This is a genomic window from Marinilactibacillus sp. 15R (assembly GCF_001895285.1).
GTDB classification, from domain to species: domain Bacteria; phylum Bacillota; class Bacilli; order Lactobacillales; family Carnobacteriaceae_A; genus Marinilactibacillus; species Marinilactibacillus piezotolerans.
On the sequence record NZ_CP017761.1, the window covers coordinates 2740422 to 2760960 of the forward strand.

Here is a 20539-nt window from a genome sequence, read left to right on the forward strand (position 1 = left end):
CTCCCCTTTGCTTCGTACAAGTCCACCTTATACTTTGAATTTTCAACTAAGATATTCATCTATAATGGCTAAAAATACTTCTCCTGATCTTAATAAAGAATCTTCATGAATAACAAATTTAGGATGATGATGCGGGTATGGAGAATCATCATCAGGAAACTGTGCACCTACTCTTAAAAATGCCCCCGGTTTTTCCTTTAAGAAGTAAGCAAAATCCTCTCCGCCCATAGATCCTTCAACTTCTTCCATAATATCTTCATCAAATACGGTTGAAAATTTTTGTTTGATTCTTTCTACTTGTGCTGGATCATTTTGAATAGATGGATAACCTCTAACATAATCGACAGCTAAGGTAGCATCAAAGGCTTCTGCAATACCGGCACTGATAGACTTTAACTTGCTCTCCATCAGGTCTTGTATTTCTTTATGCATGGTTCGAATCGTTCCTTTAATCTCAGCTGTGTCTGCAATAATATTATATGCTTCTCCACCCGCATTAAACCCTGCAAAGGTCAAAACTGCCGGCTTAACCGGATCAGTCAGGCGACTCACAATCTGCTGTAAGCTCGATACGATTTGTGTTCCGATCGTCAGGGCATCATGAGTATCATGTGGAGCTGCCCCGTGACCACCTTTTCCTTGAATATTTAATGTAAATGTATCTGAATTTGCTGAGCCAAAACTATAATTATAATAAACCTTTCCTAATTCCTGCGTTGCCCCCAAATGTATTCCAAATACATAATCCACATCGTTCAAGGCTCCTGCTTCTACCATTGACTTGGCTCCCCCAGGTAATACTTCTTCAGCATTCTGATGAAGTAACACGACATTGCCTTTTAATTCGTCTCTATGATTGACTAATACTTTTGCGACACTTAAGAGTGAAGCAGTATGTCCGTCATGCCCACAAGCATGCATGAATCCTTCTTTCTTTGATTTGAATGGGACATCCGCTTCTTCTTTAATTCTTAAGGCATCAAAATCAGCGCGTAAAGCAATAGTAGGTCCGGGATGGGCTCCTTTAATTTTTGCAACGATTCCATAACCATTCCCTACATTCGTTTGAATGTCTTCTACGCCGAATTCTTTTAATTTTGTCAAAATAAACTGTGCTGTTTCTTTTTCTTCAAATGAAGGTTCTGGATGCTCATGTAAATGTCTTCTCCAGCTGACGGTTTCATCAAAATTTTGTTTTAATTCATCTGCCCATGTTTGGTATGCCATGATCCTTCTCCTTCTTTCTATACTTTATTCATTTAGTACAAGTGAGCTATTCTCCAACTACTGCTGATTCTTTGACTTTATTGATTTCTTTCTTGGTCAAGTAATGATCGATGATGGCTAAAAAGCACTTGCCACCTAACAAGAGCGCACGTTCATCAAAGTCAAATTTTGGATGATGATGAGGATAAATGATTCCCTTTTCTTCGTTACCTGAATTAACGAAGAAAAATGAACCAGGCTTTTCCTCCAAGAAATAAGCAAAATCTTCTCCACCCATACGTAACGGGGTTGATTCGACCGTTTCATCTCCGAATGTTTCTTTAAATATATCAGCAATTAGTTCAGTTTCTTTTTCATGATTATAAAGAGCTGGATAACCACGTCCATAATTGACTTCACACGTTGCATCATGTGCTTTACAGATTTGTTCTGTCATGGATTTGATTTTTTCTTCTATCATATCTCTTACTTCCGGAGCAAATGTACGAACTGTTCCTTTAAGCAAAGCAGTATCTGCAATAACATTATGTGCTCCGTCTCCCGCCTTAAACGTTGAGAATGTCAGTACGCCTGATTTAGCAGGATCTTTTTTACGGCTAATGAGTGATTGAAGCTGGTTCACTACATAAGAAGCTACGACAACTGAATCCACTGTTGAATCAGGATGTGCTGCATGTCCACCTTTACCTTGAATCTTAATCTCAAAGAAATCTGGAGCTGCCATAGCATAGCCTGAACAATAAGTAACCTTACCGTATTCAAGTGGCGATCTCAGATGAAGTCCATATACAAAGTCCACATCGTCCAGTACACCTGCGTCAACCATTGCTTTGCCGCCACCCGGTAAAACTTCTTCTGCATGTTGAAATATAAATTTCACTGTACCTGATAAACTTGACTGGTATTCTTTCATTACCTTGGCTACACTAAGCAAGGTTGCTGTATGCCCATCATGTCCACATGCATGCATAACACCGGGATTTTTAGATGAAAAAGATAATCCGGTTGCTTCCTGGATCTTCAAAGCATCAAAATCAGCTCTAAATCCAATTGTCGGTCCATCATGCTTTCCTCTCAGGTAAGCAACAATTCCTCCACCACCAATTCCTTCTTCAACTTCTTCATATCCAAATGATCTTAATTTCTCGGCAATATATTTACGGGTTTCATATTCTTCGAAAGAAGGTTCTGGATTTTCATGTAAATGTCTTCTCCATGAAACAGTTGCCTCATAATTAGCTGCTAATGCTTCTTCCCAAACTTTGTACCCCATTTATCATCCACTCCTTCTACCCAATGAATCAAGTGCTCATTTTTTCAAAATTAGAATAAACACATTTTTATAATGTTTTTCAAATCTTATCTTTATTAAATGATAAAGTCAATGGTAATTGTCAGTAAATTTAAAATAATTTACTTATTGTTATTAATTAATAATTTATGCATTTGATAATTTAGAGTTTGGAATCGATTACAAATAATTGTGACATCTTTTTGAACAATTTAGTTATATTAATAATAAGGTTTTTCTTTTTTTTTAACTTACGCTCTCTTTTTTCCATATATTACTTCTAATCGAATATTCAATGAATTTATTCACTAATTGGAATTTTATTCAGCATTTTATACATTATTATTTTCTCATTTTATACTTATATTCACTTTTAACAACTTCTGTGTAATTGTTACTGTTATTTATTATAGATTTCTAATAATTCACTTTTTTTATTTACAAACTGGCTCAGACCTTTTAGAATTGTAATAGATTTAATACTGAGAATATAAATTCGTTAATATTTTATCAATGTATTAATGGAAGAATGTAGAGGTATATCTGGATGAATGAAAATATGGAATATAAAGAAATTATAACCTTCGCTGAAAATTTGGGGATGACGGTAGAGGACTATCTTGTTTATCTTCATCGGAAAAATAAATCTGTAAAGACTGTATTGTTAGAAGACAGTCATGGCTTCAAGAATTTCCTTAAAGATTTTCATAATGTATTAGATGATCTGACTATATGTACAAAAGCAGATGCAGCTAGAGCCGCAAAGAAAGATCAGTCGCTGCAGGCCGCTGCCAATCTTCTTTATAAGGTCAGTTCAGACCCTATGCTGTTAGCTCAAATGTATGAACACTATCAGTATGATTCTGACGAAGGCTCAAATAGAATTATGAATTATTAAAAAAATACGCTCAGTATATAAAGAAGCTTATTCTCTATATATTGAACGTATTTTTTATTATTCATTTATAGCCTTAAGGGTCTCTCCTACTTTTCCTTCTATATAAAGGTCAACTTTTAACTTTCCGGTATCTATCTCTTCATTATTGATGACTACTACTCGTTTTCCCTTAAATCGATGGATTAAGTTTTTAGCTGGATTTACAGTTAGTGAAGTCCCGGCAATAATCAGTAGATCTGCTTTATGGATCGTCTCTCTACTTTTCTCTAATACTCCTTTATCTGGGTTCTCTCCAAATAATACGATACTTGGCCTGACGATTCCCTGTTCAATTGGACATCTTGGTATATGCCGTTCATCTCTTTCAACTTCTTCTGGCTCGTAGACTCTTGAACATTCCATACAGTACCAGGTTCGATTATGCCCATGTAATTCCAGTACAAATCGATGCCCTGCTTTCTGGTGAAGACCGTCTACATTCTGTGTAATCACACGTGTATCTTTCCCAGCTTGTTCCATTTTCGCTAATGCTTTATGGGCATCATTTGGTTCTGGTATAGCCACACTTTTTTTAGGTCTATTAAAGAAGGCTTCTGGATTCTCTATCAGATATTTACGACTCATGATTACTTTAGGATCTAAATTCTGTTCTTCCATTTCAGTATACTGACCATTTCGTGATCTATAGTCTGGCAAACCACTTTCAGTAGAAACACCCGCTCCACCAAAAAAGACGACTATTTCTGCTTCGTGTATATAATCTTTTAATTGCAATATTTTTGAATCCATTTTTCTGTACACCTTTCGCTTGTTTTAAACTATTATAACAAGTGGTCATTTGAATCACACGGTTAATGTCCTATAAGCGAACAGACTTTCATTTTCGAGACATTTGTGCTATACTATTTTTAGAAATGGATGGTTTATACAATCCATTTGCTATCAAGTTATACTCTATATCGGGGTTGTTACGGATTCGACAGGCATAGATTGAGCTTGAGTTGCGTTCTGCAGGTGACGAGACTGCATATCAACGTCACAGTTAAATATAACTGCAAACAATAACAATAACACTTACGCTTTAGCTGCGTAATAACAGCTTATTAGCGTGATCCGAACTGGCATCGCCCACGTGTCACGTTTGGGTCCTATAATTAAGTGGGATACGCTTATTCTTTCCGTCTGTAAGAATAAGAAGAGATTATCAGACTAGCGACACATGATGCCTGTTATACGGCTAGTGTTGAGCGAAATCTAATAGTGTAACTATGAACGTAGAGGCTTGAGTGCCAATGTGTCTGGACAGGGGTTCGACTCCCCTCAACTCCATTAAAACATCCGTATAGGAAGAATAAAGAAGAGGAACGCCGATATACTGGCATTCCTCTTCTTTTGTTTATGATAAATGCTATAAGCTAAAGAGAAAGAGAATCAAATTCTAACGAAAAAAGAGCAAACCAATTTTTCTGTTCTTAGGCGTCTACCATATATTCTTTATAGAATTAAGCGTTAGAAGCAGAAAATATCTAATTTTATTTATAATTCAGGTATGATTTAATATAATGATAAATGGTCAATCCTGAATCGCTGATTTTTTCTATAGATCAAAATACAAGTACACCATAACTCATTTGGTTACGGCATACTTGTATCTTATTTAAAAATTTTATTTTTAACGTTTAGATTGAATGTACATCCATATATATCCTATAGCTGTAATCGCTAATCTGACAAATCCAAAATATAGAAGAAATCTTCCTAAAGTGGGATTTATAGCTGCTTCTTTTTGCGCTTCTAGCAACTGCTCCTTAGTCGATAAGTTATAATCTTGGATAGGTATCAAAATATCCCAAAGGAGATAGCCAATTATTATACTTAAAATCGAAGCGATCAAGCCTATAATTAATAATTTATCGCCATTGGTTTTCATAATTCTAACCTTCTTTTTGAATCCTATTCTTTAAAGATTTACGAGTTGTTAATTCATTACATATGAAATATAAATATTGTAAGGTCTAATATAACCAGCGGTTTCCATAGCTTTTGCACAATTTCCGGCAAACCCAGCATATTTGTCCCACTCAAAATCATATACATATGAACTTTGACAGGTTCAACCAGAAGAGATTGAAGCTATTAAAAAAAACTGACTCTTTGTTTAGTTTAGTCTTTTATCAAAATAATATTTCGTTACGCCTTCTATAGGCATATCTTCTAATTCAGCAAAAACTGTATAGCCATTCTTTTTATAAAAGTCGACTGCCTGATAGCTTCTCGTTGTAAGGGTGATATGGATAATGCCTTTTTCTTTTGCGATTATTTCAATTTCACGCAGTAATTTACTGCCTATTGATAATCCTCTAGCGCCTTGGGTAATCGCTAATAATGAAACATGAATAGTCTGGTATTCTTTGTCAGCAACGATTCCTCCCACTAACTTCTTGTCTAAGTATGCACCTATGGCTATTTTTTCTTTATTTTCTTCCACTATATTTCCAAAGTGACTAATATCTTGTTCAGCAAAAACTTGTTCAATCATTGCATCTAACGTTGCTGATTCTACTCTTTTCATTTCTATCATTTCTATTCACCTTCTATCAAAAATTTTCCCCATACATTATGGTTCGATCACCAGCATATTGTCCTTATCAAACTTCCAGCTATCTGCATAGGCCACTTCCCAATAATAACCATCGGGATCTTGAAAGTAACCACTATATCCACCCCACGATACCGTTTCAGGTGTTTTTGCAATTTCACCGCCATTTTCTTTTACTAATGCCATTAGTTCATCTACTTCTTCTTTTTCTTTCGTATTAATAGCAAAAGTGATTCCACTAAAACACTGGTTCGTAATAGCAGGTGGATTCTTCGCATTAATATCTTGTGCCAACTCGTTTAAAGGGAATAACTCTAATTTTGTTCCCTGATTATCAAAAAATACTATAGGTGGATTTGGAGAATCATCATAACATTTGAATCCTATTCCTTTGTAAAACGCTAGTGCCTTTTCCATATTTTTAACGCCTATTGCAATAAGATTAATTCTATTCATTTTAGACTCCTCCTTATTCTGTCTTCATTTACCCATAGTATAGTGGAACAATAATTTTAATACAATTGTTGTCTTTGGAACTCTTCTTCTAAACTATAAAATGATTTATTCTCATCATACGGACTCTAGCGGTTAGTAGAATAGTTTAAATCATTATTAAGAAATATAAAGTATTTCAAATTATTCCACTTGACTTATGGAACGTTTGTTCCTATTATTAAAATATACAAACATATATTCGTTTCAGGAGGAATCAATATGGCGGAAGAAGTAGTTCTACTCAATCCAGATAAATTAGGATATAAAGATAGAGGAAAAATGAAGTGGATGGGCATGATGCTATCAGATCACTCTGAGGCATTAAAAAAGATGAAAGCAGAAGACGAGAAGAGCGACATCCCAGCCAAAGAAGAAATGACTATGGAAGAAATTTCTACAGTACTTTATGAGGCTTATCTTACAAAATCTCCCGTTGCAATCCAAGCGAATGTACTAAGAAACGGGCGATTCTACCCGGACGTTAATTGCTTAGTTATGGGATATTTAGGTGACAAGATCATACTGAAACTAAAAGATGGACGAGTTAAAAGAGTTAGTATAGATCTGATTAGAAATGTGGAAGTCTTTAATGTATTAAAATGGCATAATAAAAGAACGAATTAATTCTATTCTACTATTCAATAGGCTTTGCCTTCTATGATTCTCTCATTAAATAGGGTTTGATGTGCGAAAGCATTTTGATAATGCTATAATGAATTTGAAAAAGGAGGTGCGATAAATGAATTTTGACCAGATGAGAATACTGGATAGTTTATTAAAAGAATTCAACACAATGATTGATGAAGATCCAAAGTTAAATGATATTGATATCAAGAAATATAAGTTGCTTTTTGAAATGGATCAGGAGCTTTATTCTGCTGACTTTATTATTTATGATCGTGAGAGTGATTCCTTTAAGTTACGTTATATGACTCCCACCAGCCTTCGCTTTGTATCTGCTCTTCGACCAGATAATGACTTTACCGAAGAATTCTTTAAAAGTTACCGACTTAGCGATGACGATTTTAGAAATTTATTAAAAACACCAGATATGCTGCTGCTTGCTCTGATTGATGTGGTTAAAAAGTTGCATCCTTCTTTGTTCCGTAAAGATCGACTGCAGAATGGTGAAAATATCGTATATAATCTTCAAGGATACCATAATGATTTTGAATTGAATTTTCTACTTTGCAAAGATAAAGAATTTCATCCTGTTTCTTTAGTAGAAGACGATGAATGAAACATATACTTAAATAACAAAAACGCACATCCCGATTTCATTTAAACAAAAAATGAAACTGGAATGTGCGCTTTTTATTTACAATCAAATTAATCCAAAATGTTTCAATCCATCTACGATGCCACCATTTATATTACTCTTTGCAATATAATCAGCAACTGCTTTTACTTCAGTTGTGCCATTTCCCATTGCTACACTGTAATCAACTTCTTTAAGCATCTCCAGATCGTTTGGACCATCTCCGAATGCATATGTCGGTACATCTTCAAATCCTAATTTTTTAACTAAACGATTTATTCCAATTGCTTTTGAGTTTTCCTTTAGGATTGTATCGATAGAAAAAGGCGAATTCCGGTAGAATGATAATTCCGGAAACTCTTCTAGAAATTCTAAATCCAGCTCTGTATGCTCTGTAAAAAGTAAAGCCATCAGAATTTCATGATGATCCTTATATTCTTGATCGACTTCTGGAACTTCAGTGTGAATAAATTCATATGCTTTAGTGGAGTTCTTGTCTTTTCTAGTAACTCTGAATCCATTTTTACTGTAATAAGCAACTGAAATACCAGTTTTATCAACTTTAGATTGGATTCTATCTAAAAGACTCTGCTCAAAAATGCCTTCATAGACATCTTCACCTTCATATTGAATATAATGTCCATTTAAAGAAATAAAGGAATCAATAGCGGTCTCTTTTAAAACATGTTCAACTTGCAGATGGCTACGACCTGTAGAAATAAAAGGCACTCCACCATTTACTTTTAATTTTTCCAGTGCTTCAATAACATCCTGGTCTAGTTCTGACTGATTATTTAACAGTGTTCCATCTAGATCAAAAAATACTAATGCTTTAGGTTTCAATACTTTATCCTCAAATCTAACTAATTTTATTCTTCATCTCTAAAATGAGAAACATCATTGTAACGGTCAAGATGATATTTACCATCGTGATAAGCCGCTACAGATACACTTGCGTTCAGCAATGCTTTTGTATCTGTTAAATCCGGGATCAGATTCTGCAAGATATAACGAATCGTTCCGCCGTGAGCAACTAGTAACAAAGTTTCTCCGGTATCACGATGTTTATCAATCAATTTGATTAGGCCTTTTTCCACACGATTCCAGAACATCATAAAGTTTTCTGCATCATGATAAGGATCTGCTTCTCGAAATGCATTCATTCGATCAGGAATTTCTGTATTTAAGAACATATCGCGTGAAGTGTCGTATCCCATATGTTCAGCGACTTTCCCCCATGCTTCTGATCCGGGCATGCCTTCATATGAACCAAAAAACACTTCTCTAAATTCAGGCATTTGAACCATATCCATTTTATCAGTCTGTTTATTTTCCTCTAGAATAATAGAAGCTGTATCTTGAGTACGTGTTAAATCACTTGTATATACTGCATCAAATTTCACATCAGATAATCCGCGTCCACAGCGGCGAACATCTTCAATTCCGTTATCCGTTAATGGAGCATTGCTCCATCCTTGCATACGTCCGTAATGGTTCAAATAGGTTTCTCCATGACGAACAAAATAAATCGTGACACCTTTAGTAGTCATAATTAGTGTTGCTCCTTCCAATTTATGTCTTCTTATTTATTGTAACAGACTTATATGACGGATGCTAAGAGAATGAGGTAAAGTTCATATTAAAGTTGAGTATATTTAGAATAAAAAAGCATCGGAACAATTATGTTCTGATGCTTTTAACCTTAATTAACGATAATCCTTCAACGCACGTTCAACTTGACGTTTCTGATCTTTGCGTTTGATTGATTCGCGTTTGTCATATTGTTTCTTCCCTTTAGCTAGTCCGATGAGTACTTTAGCATATCCATTTTTAATATAGACTTTTAGTGGAACGATCGTCACTCCACCTTGCTTCACCTCTCCAGTGAACTTGTCGATCTGCTTCTTTTTCATCAGCAGCTTTCGTGTTCTTAATGGATCATGATTGAACTGATTTCCTTTTTCAAATGGCGCAATATGCACATTATATAAGAACATCTCACCATTTCGGATACTTGCATAGCCATCTTTCAGATTGATTCTTCCAGCTCTGATAGACTTTATTTCTGTCCCGTTGAGTACAATTCCAGCTTCAACTGTATCCAATATGCTATATTCATATCTAGCTTTCCTGTTTTGAGCAATCAGTTTGCCTTCTCCTTTAGGCACCTATATCACCCTCCTTCTATTTAAGGCTATTTCTTACGTTTGCCGGTTCTCTTTTTCTTTGTTTTCCGCCTTTGTGTATGCTGATTTTTACGATCAGCTTTTTTATCTTGTTTCTTTTTCTTGGGCTTTTCACCTTCTGGTAAATCAGCTAATTCAAAGTCAATCTGATATCCTTCTTTATTCGCTGCTACCAGTTTGACTTTTACAGGTTCTCCAATTCGGAAGATTTTACCTGTATGTTGTCCAATCAATAGAAGTCCACGTTCGCTGAATTCATAATAGTCATCATTCATTTTTGAAATATGAACTAATCCTTCAACAGAGTTGGGTAATTGGACGAACATTCCAAAGTTTGTAACCGATGTAACCAGACCTTCAAATTCTTCACCAATCTTACTTTCCATGAATTCTGTTTTCTTCAACTCGTCTGTTTCTCTTTCAGCATCTACTGCACGACGTTCCGTTTTGGAACTATGTTCCGCGATTTCAGGGAGTTTTTTCTCCCATCTCTTACGTGCTTTTTCATCTTTAGCTATTTCATCATAGTAATGAATCAGACGATGTAAAATCAGATCTGGATAACGTCTGATTGGAGAAGTAAAGTGGGAATAATAATCAGCAGCTAATCCATAGTGTCCAATAGGATCTACATCATACTTAGCTTGCTGCATTGATCTCAGCATCAGCATACTGATGACCGTTTCTTCCGGTTTTCCTTTTACTTCTTTCATTACAGCTTGTAAGTCTTTAGGAGAAACACTGTCTTTTGTTCCTTTTACATTGATTCCAAAACTAGTAACGAATTCCAGGAATCGCTGCATTTTAGCTTCGTCTGGACGAGCATGGATACGATAAAGTATGGGTAGATCTCGTTTTGCGTAATATTCTGATACAGTTTCATTTGCGGCAAGCATGAATGATTCAATCAATCGTTCCCCCACACCACGTTCACGAATAACAATATCAGTTGGATTCCCTTCAGAGTCCACTTCGATTTTTGCTTCTATCGAATCAAAATCAATGGAACCTCGTTGTTCTCTTTTCTTCTCCAATATATGGTGAAGTTCTCCCATTGTTTCAAACAAGTCTACAAGGTCAGCATGTTCCTCCATTGCTGCAGGATCTTTTTCCATGAGTATATCGTTCACAGCTGAATAAGTCATCCGACGATAAGACCGAATCACACTTGGGAATATTTCATAGCTGACAACGTCTCCTGAACGATCAATTTCCATCTCACAACTAAGTGTCAATCTGTCAACATTTGGATGGAGGGAGCAGATTCCATTTGATAATCTCTGTGGCAGCATTGGAATAACTCTGTCAGTTAAATAGACACTAGTACCACGTTCAAATGCTTCTTGATCCATAGGACTGTCTTCTTTTACATAATGAGAAACATCTGCAATATGAACGCCTAAGTGGAAATGCCCATTTTCAAGTCTCTTGACGACCACTGCATCATCTAGATCTTTTGCATCTGCTCCATCAATCGTTACGATTACTTCGTCTCGCAGATCTCTTCTACCCGCTAAGTCTTCTTCTGCAATCTTTTCTGGTACAGCTTCCGCTTCTTCAATGACTTCTTCTGGAAATTCAGATGGAATCCCATATTTGTTTACAATTGTTAAAATTTCAATGCCTGGTTCATCTTTATGTCCGATTGTACGCATAATGATTCCGTACATGTCTTCTTCGCTTGATCTCGGGTACTGTGTTACTTCAACTTGAACGATACTGCCTTCGACCGGTCGAATTCCTTTAGCAGTAATCTGAAGTTTCATACTTGGCAGCTTTTTGTTCTGTGTCTTAACATATCCAAATAGACCAAATTTTTCTACTTCATCATCTGTATACGCATGAAATTCTCCAACAAGTGATTTCGTCGCACGTTCAACTACTTCAAGTACCCTTCCGACTGGTCCTTTGCCTTTCCATGGAACAGCTTCCTTGGTCACTTCAATCGTAACTAAATCGCCATTCAAGGCAGAATTTGTCTCATGCGGTGGAATAAAGATGTCTTCTTCAAATTCTTCGAGAGGGACAAATCCAAAACCTTTATCTGTTCCGCTAAATACCCCTTGCATAACTGGTTCTGCCTCTTTAAGTTTAAATCGCCCTTGCTGTGTCAGTATAATTCTCCCTTCACGTTCTAATTCTGCTATGGCATTGACCAGTTTTTTAAAATCTTTAGAGCCCGTACTGTTTAGTCCTTCACTGATATCATTGACTTCCACACTGTTTAATTCACTTTTTTCAATAAAGGTTAAAACTTTTTGCTTTAATTGTTCTATTTCTTCGTTTACTTCCTCGTTCATTTCCTTACTCATGTATTGCCTCCATTCCATTCTAATGTAGATAAGAATGATAATAAATCTACTTGTAATTGTTTACCTGTTGGCCCCGTTGTAATACTATGCGGACCTTCTTCATACCAATGAAAATCTACATTTGCATTGATTAAGGCGTCTCTATACTCACCAGATTGATGAGGATTAATCATTTCATCTCTTCCGCCTTGACCTATAAACACATTTCCTTTGACATTTTTATATTGCGGTACCATCGTTTGAATAAAATCGTTTAGTCCTGTTAGAATTATTTTCAATTGAGGTTCTGCCGCTGTTTTTAATCCAGCAACTTCTTCTCTAGAATATCCTGCTTGTTCCTTCATATTTTCATACCAGATCATAAAGTTCTTCGGCACATGGCTCTCTTGATTGTCAATCACTGGTGAAGAAAAAGTTCCTGCCGCTAAGATATCTTTTGTTAGCATAAGATGTGTAGCAACAACACCTCCTAGTGAAAGTCCAAAAGCCGTAATTTCTTCATATCCTTTTCCTTTTAAAAATTCATAAGCTTTTTCACCGTCTTCTTTCCAGTCTTCAATTCCATAATTAAATAAATCATCTGGATTTTCTGTTCCATGACCAGATAAAGTCGGTGCATAAACTGTATAATCGGCCCGCTCTAAGGCACGTGCTAAACTTCTCACATCATTTGGCGTACTTGTAAATGCGTGAAACAGCAAAACGGCTCGCGGTCCTTTTTCTAAAAAGATTGTTCTATCTCTCATTCTTTTCACTCCTTAAATCTATACCTCTATTTTACCTTACTTGATTCTTTTTTAATACCAAAATACAATGCCTGCCAAATTGCCACTCTTTCACCGCTGATAAGTCAAAATAAAAAGAGCAATCCCATTGTTCACTCAAGCATGCTGGATCGCTATGCTCAAGTCCTTTGGATTTGCTCCTTGATCAGTTTGTATTTTAAATCAATTAAAAGAATCGAGTCAGGGCTATTGCAAGAATAAAGAAAAGTACAATGCAGACGATTGTCGTTTTAATCAAAACGGCTTCAAACCCTCGTGCTTTTTGTTTTCCAAATAATTGACTTGCCCCACCTAAAAAGGCATTAGACGCATTCTGCGTTTTTGTTGGCTGCATTGCAACTACGATTATAATAAATACTGATAATACGAGCATAAATCCTAATAATATATCATACATCTCGGAATTGACCTCCCTTTCATAAGTCTCTCACTACCTAATATAGCACAAACGTTTTCGTATTACTAGAGGGATTAGTAGATCCGTATTTGTGAATACCTCTTTACTCAACATATTCTAAACTTACCCTAATGCAACGTCCAGGATCATCATAATCACAAAGCCGACCATTAGTGATAAGGTAGCAATATCTTTATTTCCGTTCGTCTGAGATTCTGGAATCAGCTCTTCTACTACGACAAAAATCATAGCTCCGGCTGCAAATGCTAATGCATACGGTAAAATAGCTGCCATTGAAATAACTGCAACTGCCCCGATAACTGCAGCAATTGGTTCAACGATTGCTGAAAGTTGACCATAATTGAACGCTTTAAGTCTACTACTGCCTGCCGCTCTAATCGGCATGGACAAAGCAGATCCTTCTGGTATATTTTGAATTCCGATCCCGATAGCTAATCCCACAGCACTTAAAAAAGCATCTCCGTTAGCTGCACCTGCCACGATAGCTCCAAATGCAACACCAACTGATAAACCTTCTGGTATATTATGTATGGTAATAGCTAGAAAAAGAAGCAAGTTCTTTGAAGCTTTAGTTTTTGGTCCTTCACTATTTTCTTCTGGTTCATTCAAATGTAAATGCGGAATCACTACATCAATTAGTCTTAAGAAGAATCCTCCGACCATAAATCCAACAGCAGCTGGTACAAAAGCCCAGATCCCATACCCACTATCTTCCGCATTGGCAATCGACGGAGCTAATAGAGACCAGAAAGATGCTGCTATCATAACTCCGGCTGCAAAACCATTCATCACATCTAAGAATTTTCGGTTGATATCTTTAAATAAGAAAACAAATGCAGAACCGAATATTGTACAACTCCAAGTAAAAAGTCCCGCTAATAAAGCTTGTAGAACCGGGTGAAATGAACTAAGTGTTTCAAGCATGCTACTTTTCTCCTTTTAAATAAATTTCTGTAGTTCTTATAATTTTGTTCCACAATCAAGGAACAGTATAATTAATGTAAGAATTTGGTTACTACTAGTATACTATACATCATATATCGGAGGAATCAAATTGCCTATTCAAAATAAAAATAACCATGACTCCCATTTTGGGAGTTTGACACTTCATTTCTCTAAAAACACTCTTAAGCCTTGATATGGCTTATTTTTTTGTCAAATTTCTACTTTAAATATTGAGTACTATTTAGTACTATGTTATAATAAGAGTAACTAATACTGAATCGAGGCGTTGATTATGCGTATAAAAAAGAGTGTTTCTAAAAATTCCATTTCCTATTCTGTCATTGAAAATGTTCGAGATATTAACGGCAAATCAACCACGCGCGTTATAGAAGCCTTGGGAAATGAACAAGAAATTCGTAAAAAACACCCAGGTGTTGATCCTGAGGAATGGGCACGTCAATACGCCAAGAAACTAACAGAAGAACAAAAGAGTCAACGAGAACCTAGCATCATAAAATTTAATGCAGAGAAACTTATCGACGCTGATGAACAGCGTTCATTCAACGTTGGTTATCTCTTTTTACAGTCGCTTTATTATCAACTTGGCCTCTCTAAAATTACGCAAGATATTCAATCTAAATATAAATTCGAGTATGACTTAAACGAAATATTATCTAAATTAATCTATATGCGCATTTTACACCCGAACTCCAAGCGGAGTTCGTTCGAACAAGCAAAACAATTACTCGAAGGTATTCAATGTGAGCCACATCAAATGTACCGGGCTTTAGATATACTTAAGAAAGAATCAGATAATATTCAATCTGCTGTCTACAAAAACAGTTTGAAATTAGTTCAACGACACAAGAAAATCTTGTATTACGACTGCACAAATTTCTATTTTGAAATGGAACAGGAAGAAGGCTTGAAAAGGTATGGAGTGTCAAAAGAACATCGCCCAAATCCTATTGTTCAAATGGGCTTATTTATGGATGCTTCCGGCCTTCCCCTTGCTTTTTCAATATTTGGTGGGAATGAAAATGAACAAACATCTCTTAAACCGTTAGAAAAGAAAATCCTGAAGGATTTTGAGTTGTCTGAGATCGTTGTCTGTACAGACGCAGGCTTATCTTCTAAAAATAATCGCATTTACAATACATTAGGTAGTCGCGGATTTATCACCACACAATCCATCAAAAAATTAAAAAAGCACCTCAAAGAATGGGCACTAGACCCTTCTGGATGGCGAACAAAAGCAAGTGATAAACCCATTAATTTAACAAGTATTAAAAATATTGAAAACAACAAAGAAACCTATTACAAAGAAAGATGGATTAAGGAAAATGATTTAGAACAACGCCTACTTGTAACATTCTCACCGAAGTATAAGCATTATCAAGAAACTATTCGGAAGCGCCAAATAGAACGCGCATTGAAGAAAGTTGAAAATCCTTCATCATTAAAAAAGAAACGTGCCAATGATCCATTACGATTCGTTACAGTTAAACACGCAACAACAGACGGAGAAATAGCCGAAAATATGCATGTAACGCTTGATGAGTCCGTTATAGAGAAGGAAGCACAATATGATGGATTCTACGGTATTTGTACGAATCTGACATCGGATCCTTTAGAGTTGATTCGTGTGAATCAACAGCGCTGGGAAATAGAAGAGAGCTTCAGAATTATGAAAACAGAGTTGAAATCGCGACCAATCTACGTAAGAAACGATGATAGGGTTGAAGCCCATTTCTTAACCTGTTTTCTCTCTTTATTGATTTATCGTATTTTAGAACAAAAGCTGGATAACAATTTTTCTTGTCAAAAAATCATTAAAACTTTAAGGGAAATGAATGTGATGAAAACATCGGGAGATGGCTACATACCGCTCTATGAACGAACACATTTAACAGATCAATTACATGAGATATTTGGATTTCGAACGGATTATGAAATCAATACCATTAAAAAAATGAAAAATAATTTAAAGCTATCCAGAAAAGCAAAATAGTACTCACTTTTTCAAAAGCAAAAAAACTCTCTAAATCCCTGAAAAATAAGGGGTTAGAGAGTTTTTGTTTTAATTAAGTGTCAAACTCGAGATCATATATCGGAGGAATCAAATTGCCTATTCAAAATAAAAATAACCATGACTCCCATTTCACTACTAAAAATGACAAAATTGTCAAAAACATTGGAATAGTGTTTATCTTAAACCTTGTATTTTCTGGTCTAGAATTTATTTTTGGATTCATTTTCAACAGTTCAGCTATTTTATCGGATGCTGTACATGATCTAGGAGATTCTGTTTCAGTAGGGCTTGCCTTATTTTTCCAGAAATATTCTACCAAAAAAAGCAATGATAAATTCAGTTTCGGTTATCAACGGTTTTCTTTACTAGGAGCCTTGATTACAGCAGTCGTTTTACTAGCTGGATCCATTCTAGTCGCTTTTAGGAGCATTCCTTTACTCTTCGATCCGCAACCTGTCAATTCATCTGGAATGCTGTGGATTTCAATTTTTGCGATTGCAATCAATGGATATGCTGCCTGGCTTATGAGCAAAGGAAAATCCAAAAATGAAAGTTTTCTGAATCTGCATATGCTAGAAGATGTTCTTGGTTGGATAGGTGTTCTCCTTGCAAGTATCATTATGGAGTTTTCAAACTTATATATATTAGATCCTATACTATCCATTGGTATTGCCATTTACATTTTTGTTCAAGCTGTTCCAAAGTTTTATAATACTTTAACGATTTTTCTAGAAAGTGTGCCAAAAGGAGTAGATTTGAATGAATTAGAAAAAAATATTCTTGCCATCGAAGAGATTGATGACTTTTCACATTTTCATTTCTGGTCTATTGATGGACAAGAGAATGCTTTTTCAGTAACTTTACTCGTCTCTTCTGAAAACATGGGAGATGCATCAAAAATCAAAACACAAGTACGTAACCAGTTACAGGATTATAATGTAACTCACTCTACAATCGAACTTGTAACTGACAAAGAAGATTTACGAAAGCATAGTTAAAAGATATGAGAAAACAAGCTTCTCTATTTATTTTACTATAGTAAAGCAAATTTCTTTATTTAGTCATCTGTTAAATTTCAACGACTAGCTTAGTTAAAAAAATAGCCGCTTACTGGAGTCTCCAGTAAGCGGCTATCGAATTTTCTTGATCCGTTGATCAGAAGATTAAATTATTTATTTTTTAGGTTGTAGAATGCATCTAGACCTTCGTATACAGCTAAGTCGCCTAATTGGTCTTCGATTCTTAATAATTGGTTGTATTTAGCGATACGGTCAGTACGGCTTAATGAACCAGTTTTGATTTGTCCAGCATTTGTTGCAACTGCGATATCAGAAATTGTAGAATCTTCTGTTTCACCTGAACGGTGAGATACTACGGCAGTGTAACCAGCTTTTTTAGCCATTTCGATTGCATTGAATGTTTCAGTCAATGTACCGATTTGGTTAACTTTGATTAAGATAGAGTTACTGATGTTGTTGTCGATACCACGTTTAAGGATCTCAGTGTTTGTAACGAACAAGTCATCTCCAACTAATTGAACTTTGTCGCCTAAGCGTTCAGTTAATAGTTTGAAACCATCCCAGTCATTTTCATCCATTCCATCTTCAATTGAAAGGATTGGATATTTGTTTACTAATTCTTCAAGGTAATCCACTTGTTCAGCAGCAGAACGTTTTGCTCCGCCTTCACCTTCGAATTTAGCATAGTTGTATACGCCATCTTCGTAGAATTCAGAAGCAGCACAGTCAAATCCAAGGTATACATCTTTACCTGGCTCAAGACCAACTTTTTTGATTGCTTCAAGAATTGTTTCAACGCCGTCTTCAGTTCCTTCGAAACGAGGAGCAAATCCACCTTCGTCACCAACTGAAGTTTCTAGTCCACGGTCTTTTAAGATGGCTTTAAGTGCGTGGAAGATTTCAGCTCCCCAACGTAAAGCTTCTTTGAATGTTGGAGCTCCAACAGGCAAGATCATGAATTCTTGGAATGCGATCGGTGCGTCAGAGTGAGATCCACCATTAACGATATTCATCATTGGTGTTGGCAACACTTTAGTGTTCGTTCCACCTAAATATCTGTATAGAGGAAGATCTAAATAATCAGCAGCTGCACGAGCAACAGCAATTGATACGCCTAAGATAGCATTAGCGCCTAATTTACCTTTGTTTGGAGTTCCGTCTAATTCGATCAACGCTTTATCAACGCCCATTTGATCGCGGATATCCATGCCGATGATTGCTTCAGCGATTGTATTGTTTACATTTTCAACTGCTTTAGTAACACCTTTACCTAAATAACGATCTTTGTCTCCATCACGTAATTCAACAGCTTCATGTTCACCAGTTGAAGCACCTGAAGGAACCATTCCACGTCCGAAAGCGCCTGATTCTGTAAATACATCTACCTCAATAGTTGGGTTACCACGAGAATCTAATACTTCACGTGCTAGTACATCTGTAATATATGGCATTTATAATTATCTCCTTTGACTTTTGTTTTTTTATTTATACTCACTTTTTAAGTGGTTAAATACATCATTAATGTCGAGACGATGAAAATATTAATCGTTAATGATTAAGCTTTCCCCTGTCATCTCTTCAGGCTTTTCAATCCCTAATAAATCAAGCATTGTAGGGGATACATCTGCTAACTTACCGTCATTACGCAAGTGTAGTCCTTTTTTAGTTACAATGACTGGAACTGGTACAGTAGTATGAGCTGTATGGGGCTTACCTTCTGGAGTCAACTCAGTATCAGAATTTCCGTGGTCTGCAAAGATAATTGCTGATCCACCTTTTTCTAAAATCAAGTCTACTACTCTACCAAGATTCTCATCAACTGCTTCTATCGCTTTGATAGTCGGTTCTAACATACCAGAATGGCCTACCATATCAGGGTTTGCAAAATTCAAGATGATTGCATCGTGCTTATCATTTTGAATATCTTCAACTAATGCATCTGTTACTTCATAAGCACTCATTTCTGGTTTCAAATCATAAGTTTCAACTTTTGGAGAAGGAATCAAGATACGATTTTCTCCTGGAAATTCATCATTTGTACCACCATTCATGAAGAATGTAACGTGTGGATATTTCTCAGTTTCAGCAATGCGAAGTTGAGTTAATCCATGATCAGCTAATACTTCTCCAATAACATTTTTCAAGTGTATTGGTGGGAACATAACATCTGCTTTCATATCCGCAGTGTATTGTGTCATCGTAATGAATTTGATATTTTTTGGTGTGTTTTTACGGTCAAACTCATCAAAGTCCGGTTCAGTGATTGCACGTGAAAGTTCGCTTGCACGGTCAGGACGGAAGTTGAAGAACACAATTGCATCGTTATCTTGAACAGTTGCCACTGGTTTACCATCTTTTTCGATAACAGTAGGCACGATAAATTCATCCATTGTTTCGTTTTTATAGCTTGATTTAACAGCTTCGACTGGATCAGTTGCTTTAACACCTTCACCATTGAAAATTGCATCATAAGCTTTTTGAATACGCGGCCAGCGATTATCGCGGTCCATCGCATAAAAACGTCCAGACACAGAAGCTACAGAACCTACGCCAAGTTCTGACATAACATCTTGCAGATCCTGAATAAATCCAGCTCCTGAATCAGGGGCAACATCTCGTCCATCAGTAAATGCATGAACATATACTTTGCTGATGCCTTTTTCTTTTGCTGTTTTTAATAAAGCAGTTAGATGACGAGAATGACTGTGCACACCACCGTCTGAGATTAATCCAAAAAAGTGTAGTGCTGAATCATTTTCTTTTACATGATCGAACGCACCATTTAATGCTTCATTTGTCTGTAATTCTTTATCTTCGATCGCTTTGTCGATACGAGTAATACTTTGATATACAATTCGGCCAGCACCAATGTTAGTGTGTCCAACCTCAGAATTCCCCATTTGTCCTTCTGGAAGTCCTACAGCAAGTCCAGATGCCTGCATAGTAGAATGTGGATAAGTTTCCCAGTAACGATCAAAATTAGGCTTATTCGCTTGCATTACAGCATTCCCGTATGACTCTTCTCTCCATCCAAATCCATCTAGGATGATGATTGCTACAGGTGCTTTACTCAT

Annotated in this window: 20 protein-coding genes and 1 other RNA gene; 6 read left to right on the top strand and 15 right to left on the bottom strand. The window is 36.1% G+C overall.

The annotated features are described in order from the left end of the window. Window positions 1-42: 42 nt before the first annotated feature. Both BKP56_RS13435 and BKP56_RS13440 read right to left on the bottom strand, forming a co-directional pair. Window positions 43-1227 (bottom strand): amidohydrolase, encoded by a 1185-nt coding sequence (locus BKP56_RS13435; protein WP_072695821.1) that lies wholly within the window; start codon window positions 1225-1227, stop codon window positions 43-45. Window positions 1228-1273: 46 nt separating this feature from the next. Further along, a complete protein-coding gene (locus tag BKP56_RS13440) occupies window positions 1274-2500 on the bottom strand; it encodes an amidohydrolase (protein WP_072695823.1) in 1227 nt (408 codons plus the stop codon). Between the two features lie 565 nt (window positions 2501-3065). Between BKP56_RS13440 and BKP56_RS13445 the strand changes: the two genes are divergently transcribed. Further along, window positions 3066-3416 carry a hypothetical protein gene (locus tag BKP56_RS13445; RefSeq protein ID WP_072695825.1) on the top strand — a complete coding sequence of 117 codons (351 nt, stop codon included), beginning with the start codon at window positions 3066-3068 and terminating at the stop codon, window positions 3414-3416. A 57-nt stretch (window positions 3417-3473) separates the two neighbouring features. On the opposite strand, the gene BKP56_RS13450 is transcribed toward BKP56_RS13445, so the two are convergent. Continuing rightward, on the bottom strand, window positions 3474-4205 hold the full coding sequence (locus tag BKP56_RS13450) for an NAD-dependent protein deacylase (protein ID WP_072695827.1): 732 nt from the start codon (window positions 4203-4205) through the stop codon (window positions 3474-3476). 172 nt (window positions 4206-4377) lie between these two features. On the opposite strand from BKP56_RS13450, the gene ssrA reads away from it, so the two are divergent. Beyond that, window positions 4378-4748, top strand: a transfer-messenger RNA (tmRNA) gene (ssrA, locus tag BKP56_RS13455). Window positions 4749-5088: 340 nt separating this feature from the next. Here ssrA and BKP56_RS13460 read toward each other — a convergent pair. The 3 genes from BKP56_RS13460 to BKP56_RS13470 all read right to left on the bottom strand — a co-directional run bounded on the left by BKP56_RS13460 (window position 5089) and on the right by BKP56_RS13470 (window position 6471). Continuing rightward, the gene (locus tag BKP56_RS13460; protein ID WP_072695829.1) at window positions 5089-5346 is read right to left on the bottom strand and encodes a hypothetical protein; all 258 of its coding nucleotides are present in this window, start codon (window positions 5344-5346) and stop codon (window positions 5089-5091) included. A 228-nt stretch (window positions 5347-5574) separates the two neighbouring features. Continuing rightward, window positions 5575-5997: a GNAT family N-acetyltransferase gene (locus BKP56_RS13465; protein WP_072695831.1), complete on the bottom strand. Its 423-nt coding sequence runs from the start codon at window positions 5995-5997 to the stop codon at window positions 5575-5577. A gap of 36 nt (window positions 5998-6033) precedes the next feature. Further along, a complete protein-coding gene (locus BKP56_RS13470) occupies window positions 6034-6471 on the bottom strand; it encodes a VOC family protein (protein WP_072695833.1) in 438 nt (145 codons plus the stop codon). A gap of 258 nt (window positions 6472-6729) precedes the next feature. On the opposite strand from BKP56_RS13470, the gene BKP56_RS13475 reads away from it, so the two are divergent. Together BKP56_RS13475 and BKP56_RS13480 are read left to right on the top strand one after the other, a co-directional pair. After that, window positions 6730-7134 (top strand): YolD-like family protein, encoded by a 405-nt coding sequence (locus tag BKP56_RS13475; RefSeq protein WP_072695835.1) that lies wholly within the window; start codon window positions 6730-6732, stop codon window positions 7132-7134. Between the two features lie 115 nt (window positions 7135-7249). Continuing rightward, window positions 7250-7750: a hypothetical protein gene (locus BKP56_RS13480; RefSeq protein ID WP_072695837.1), complete on the top strand. Its 501-nt coding sequence runs from the start codon at window positions 7250-7252 to the stop codon at window positions 7748-7750. An 84-nt stretch (window positions 7751-7834) separates the two neighbouring features. Here the strand turns inward: BKP56_RS13480 and BKP56_RS13485 are convergent, their stop codons facing one another. The 7 genes from BKP56_RS13485 to BKP56_RS13515 all read right to left on the bottom strand — a co-directional run bounded on the left by BKP56_RS13485 (window position 7835) and on the right by BKP56_RS13515 (window position 14393). Then, window positions 7835-8611 (bottom strand): Cof-type HAD-IIB family hydrolase, encoded by a 777-nt coding sequence (locus BKP56_RS13485; RefSeq protein WP_072695839.1) that lies wholly within the window; start codon window positions 8609-8611, stop codon window positions 7835-7837. Window positions 8612-8637: 26 nt separating this feature from the next. After that, window positions 8638-9318 carry a histidine phosphatase family protein gene (locus BKP56_RS13490; RefSeq protein ID WP_072695841.1) on the bottom strand — a complete coding sequence of 227 codons (681 nt, stop codon included), beginning with the start codon at window positions 9316-9318 and terminating at the stop codon, window positions 8638-8640. A gap of 156 nt (window positions 9319-9474) precedes the next feature. After that, the gene (gene smpB, locus BKP56_RS13495; protein WP_072695843.1) at window positions 9475-9936 is read right to left on the bottom strand and encodes an SsrA-binding protein SmpB; all 462 of its coding nucleotides are present in this window, start codon (window positions 9934-9936) and stop codon (window positions 9475-9477) included. 26 nt (window positions 9937-9962) lie between these two features. Continuing rightward, the gene (gene rnr, locus BKP56_RS13500) at window positions 9963-12266 is read right to left on the bottom strand and encodes a ribonuclease R (protein ID WP_232226904.1); all 2304 of its coding nucleotides are present in this window, start codon (window positions 12264-12266) and stop codon (window positions 9963-9965) included. Then, complete coding sequence (locus BKP56_RS13505; protein ID WP_072695845.1) at window positions 12263-13012, bottom strand: alpha/beta hydrolase; 750 nt, start codon at window positions 13010-13012, stop codon at window positions 12263-12265. The genes rnr and BKP56_RS13505 overlap by 4 nt, the downstream gene beginning before the upstream one ends. 205 nt (window positions 13013-13217) lie before the next feature. Beyond that, a complete protein-coding gene (gene secG, locus BKP56_RS13510) occupies window positions 13218-13448 on the bottom strand; it encodes a preprotein translocase subunit SecG (protein WP_072695847.1) in 231 nt (76 codons plus the stop codon). Between the two features lie 123 nt (window positions 13449-13571). Further along, window positions 13572-14393 (bottom strand): ZIP family metal transporter, encoded by an 822-nt coding sequence (locus BKP56_RS13515; protein WP_072695849.1) that lies wholly within the window; start codon window positions 14391-14393, stop codon window positions 13572-13574. 313 nt (window positions 14394-14706) lie between these two features. On the opposite strand from BKP56_RS13515, the gene BKP56_RS13520 reads away from it, so the two are divergent. After that, window positions 14707-16425, top strand: a complete 1719-nt coding sequence (locus BKP56_RS13520) for an IS1634 family transposase (RefSeq protein ID WP_072693564.1) — start codon at window positions 14707-14709, stop codon at window positions 16423-16425. A 113-nt stretch (window positions 16426-16538) separates the two neighbouring features. Further along, window positions 16539-17444 (top strand): cation diffusion facilitator family transporter, encoded by a 906-nt coding sequence (locus tag BKP56_RS13525; protein ID WP_083540593.1) that lies wholly within the window; start codon window positions 16539-16541, stop codon window positions 17442-17444. A gap of 170 nt (window positions 17445-17614) precedes the next feature. On the opposite strand, the gene eno is transcribed toward BKP56_RS13525, so the two are convergent. Together eno and gpmI are read right to left on the bottom strand one after the other, a co-directional pair. Next, the gene (gene eno / locus BKP56_RS13530) at window positions 17615-18916 is read right to left on the bottom strand and encodes a phosphopyruvate hydratase (RefSeq protein WP_072695851.1); all 1302 of its coding nucleotides are present in this window, start codon (window positions 18914-18916) and stop codon (window positions 17615-17617) included. A gap of 90 nt (window positions 18917-19006) precedes the next feature. Then, on the bottom strand, window positions 19007-20539 hold the full coding sequence (gpmI, locus tag BKP56_RS13535) for a 2,3-bisphosphoglycerate-independent phosphoglycerate mutase (RefSeq protein ID WP_072695853.1): 1533 nt from the start codon (window positions 20537-20539) through the stop codon (window positions 19007-19009).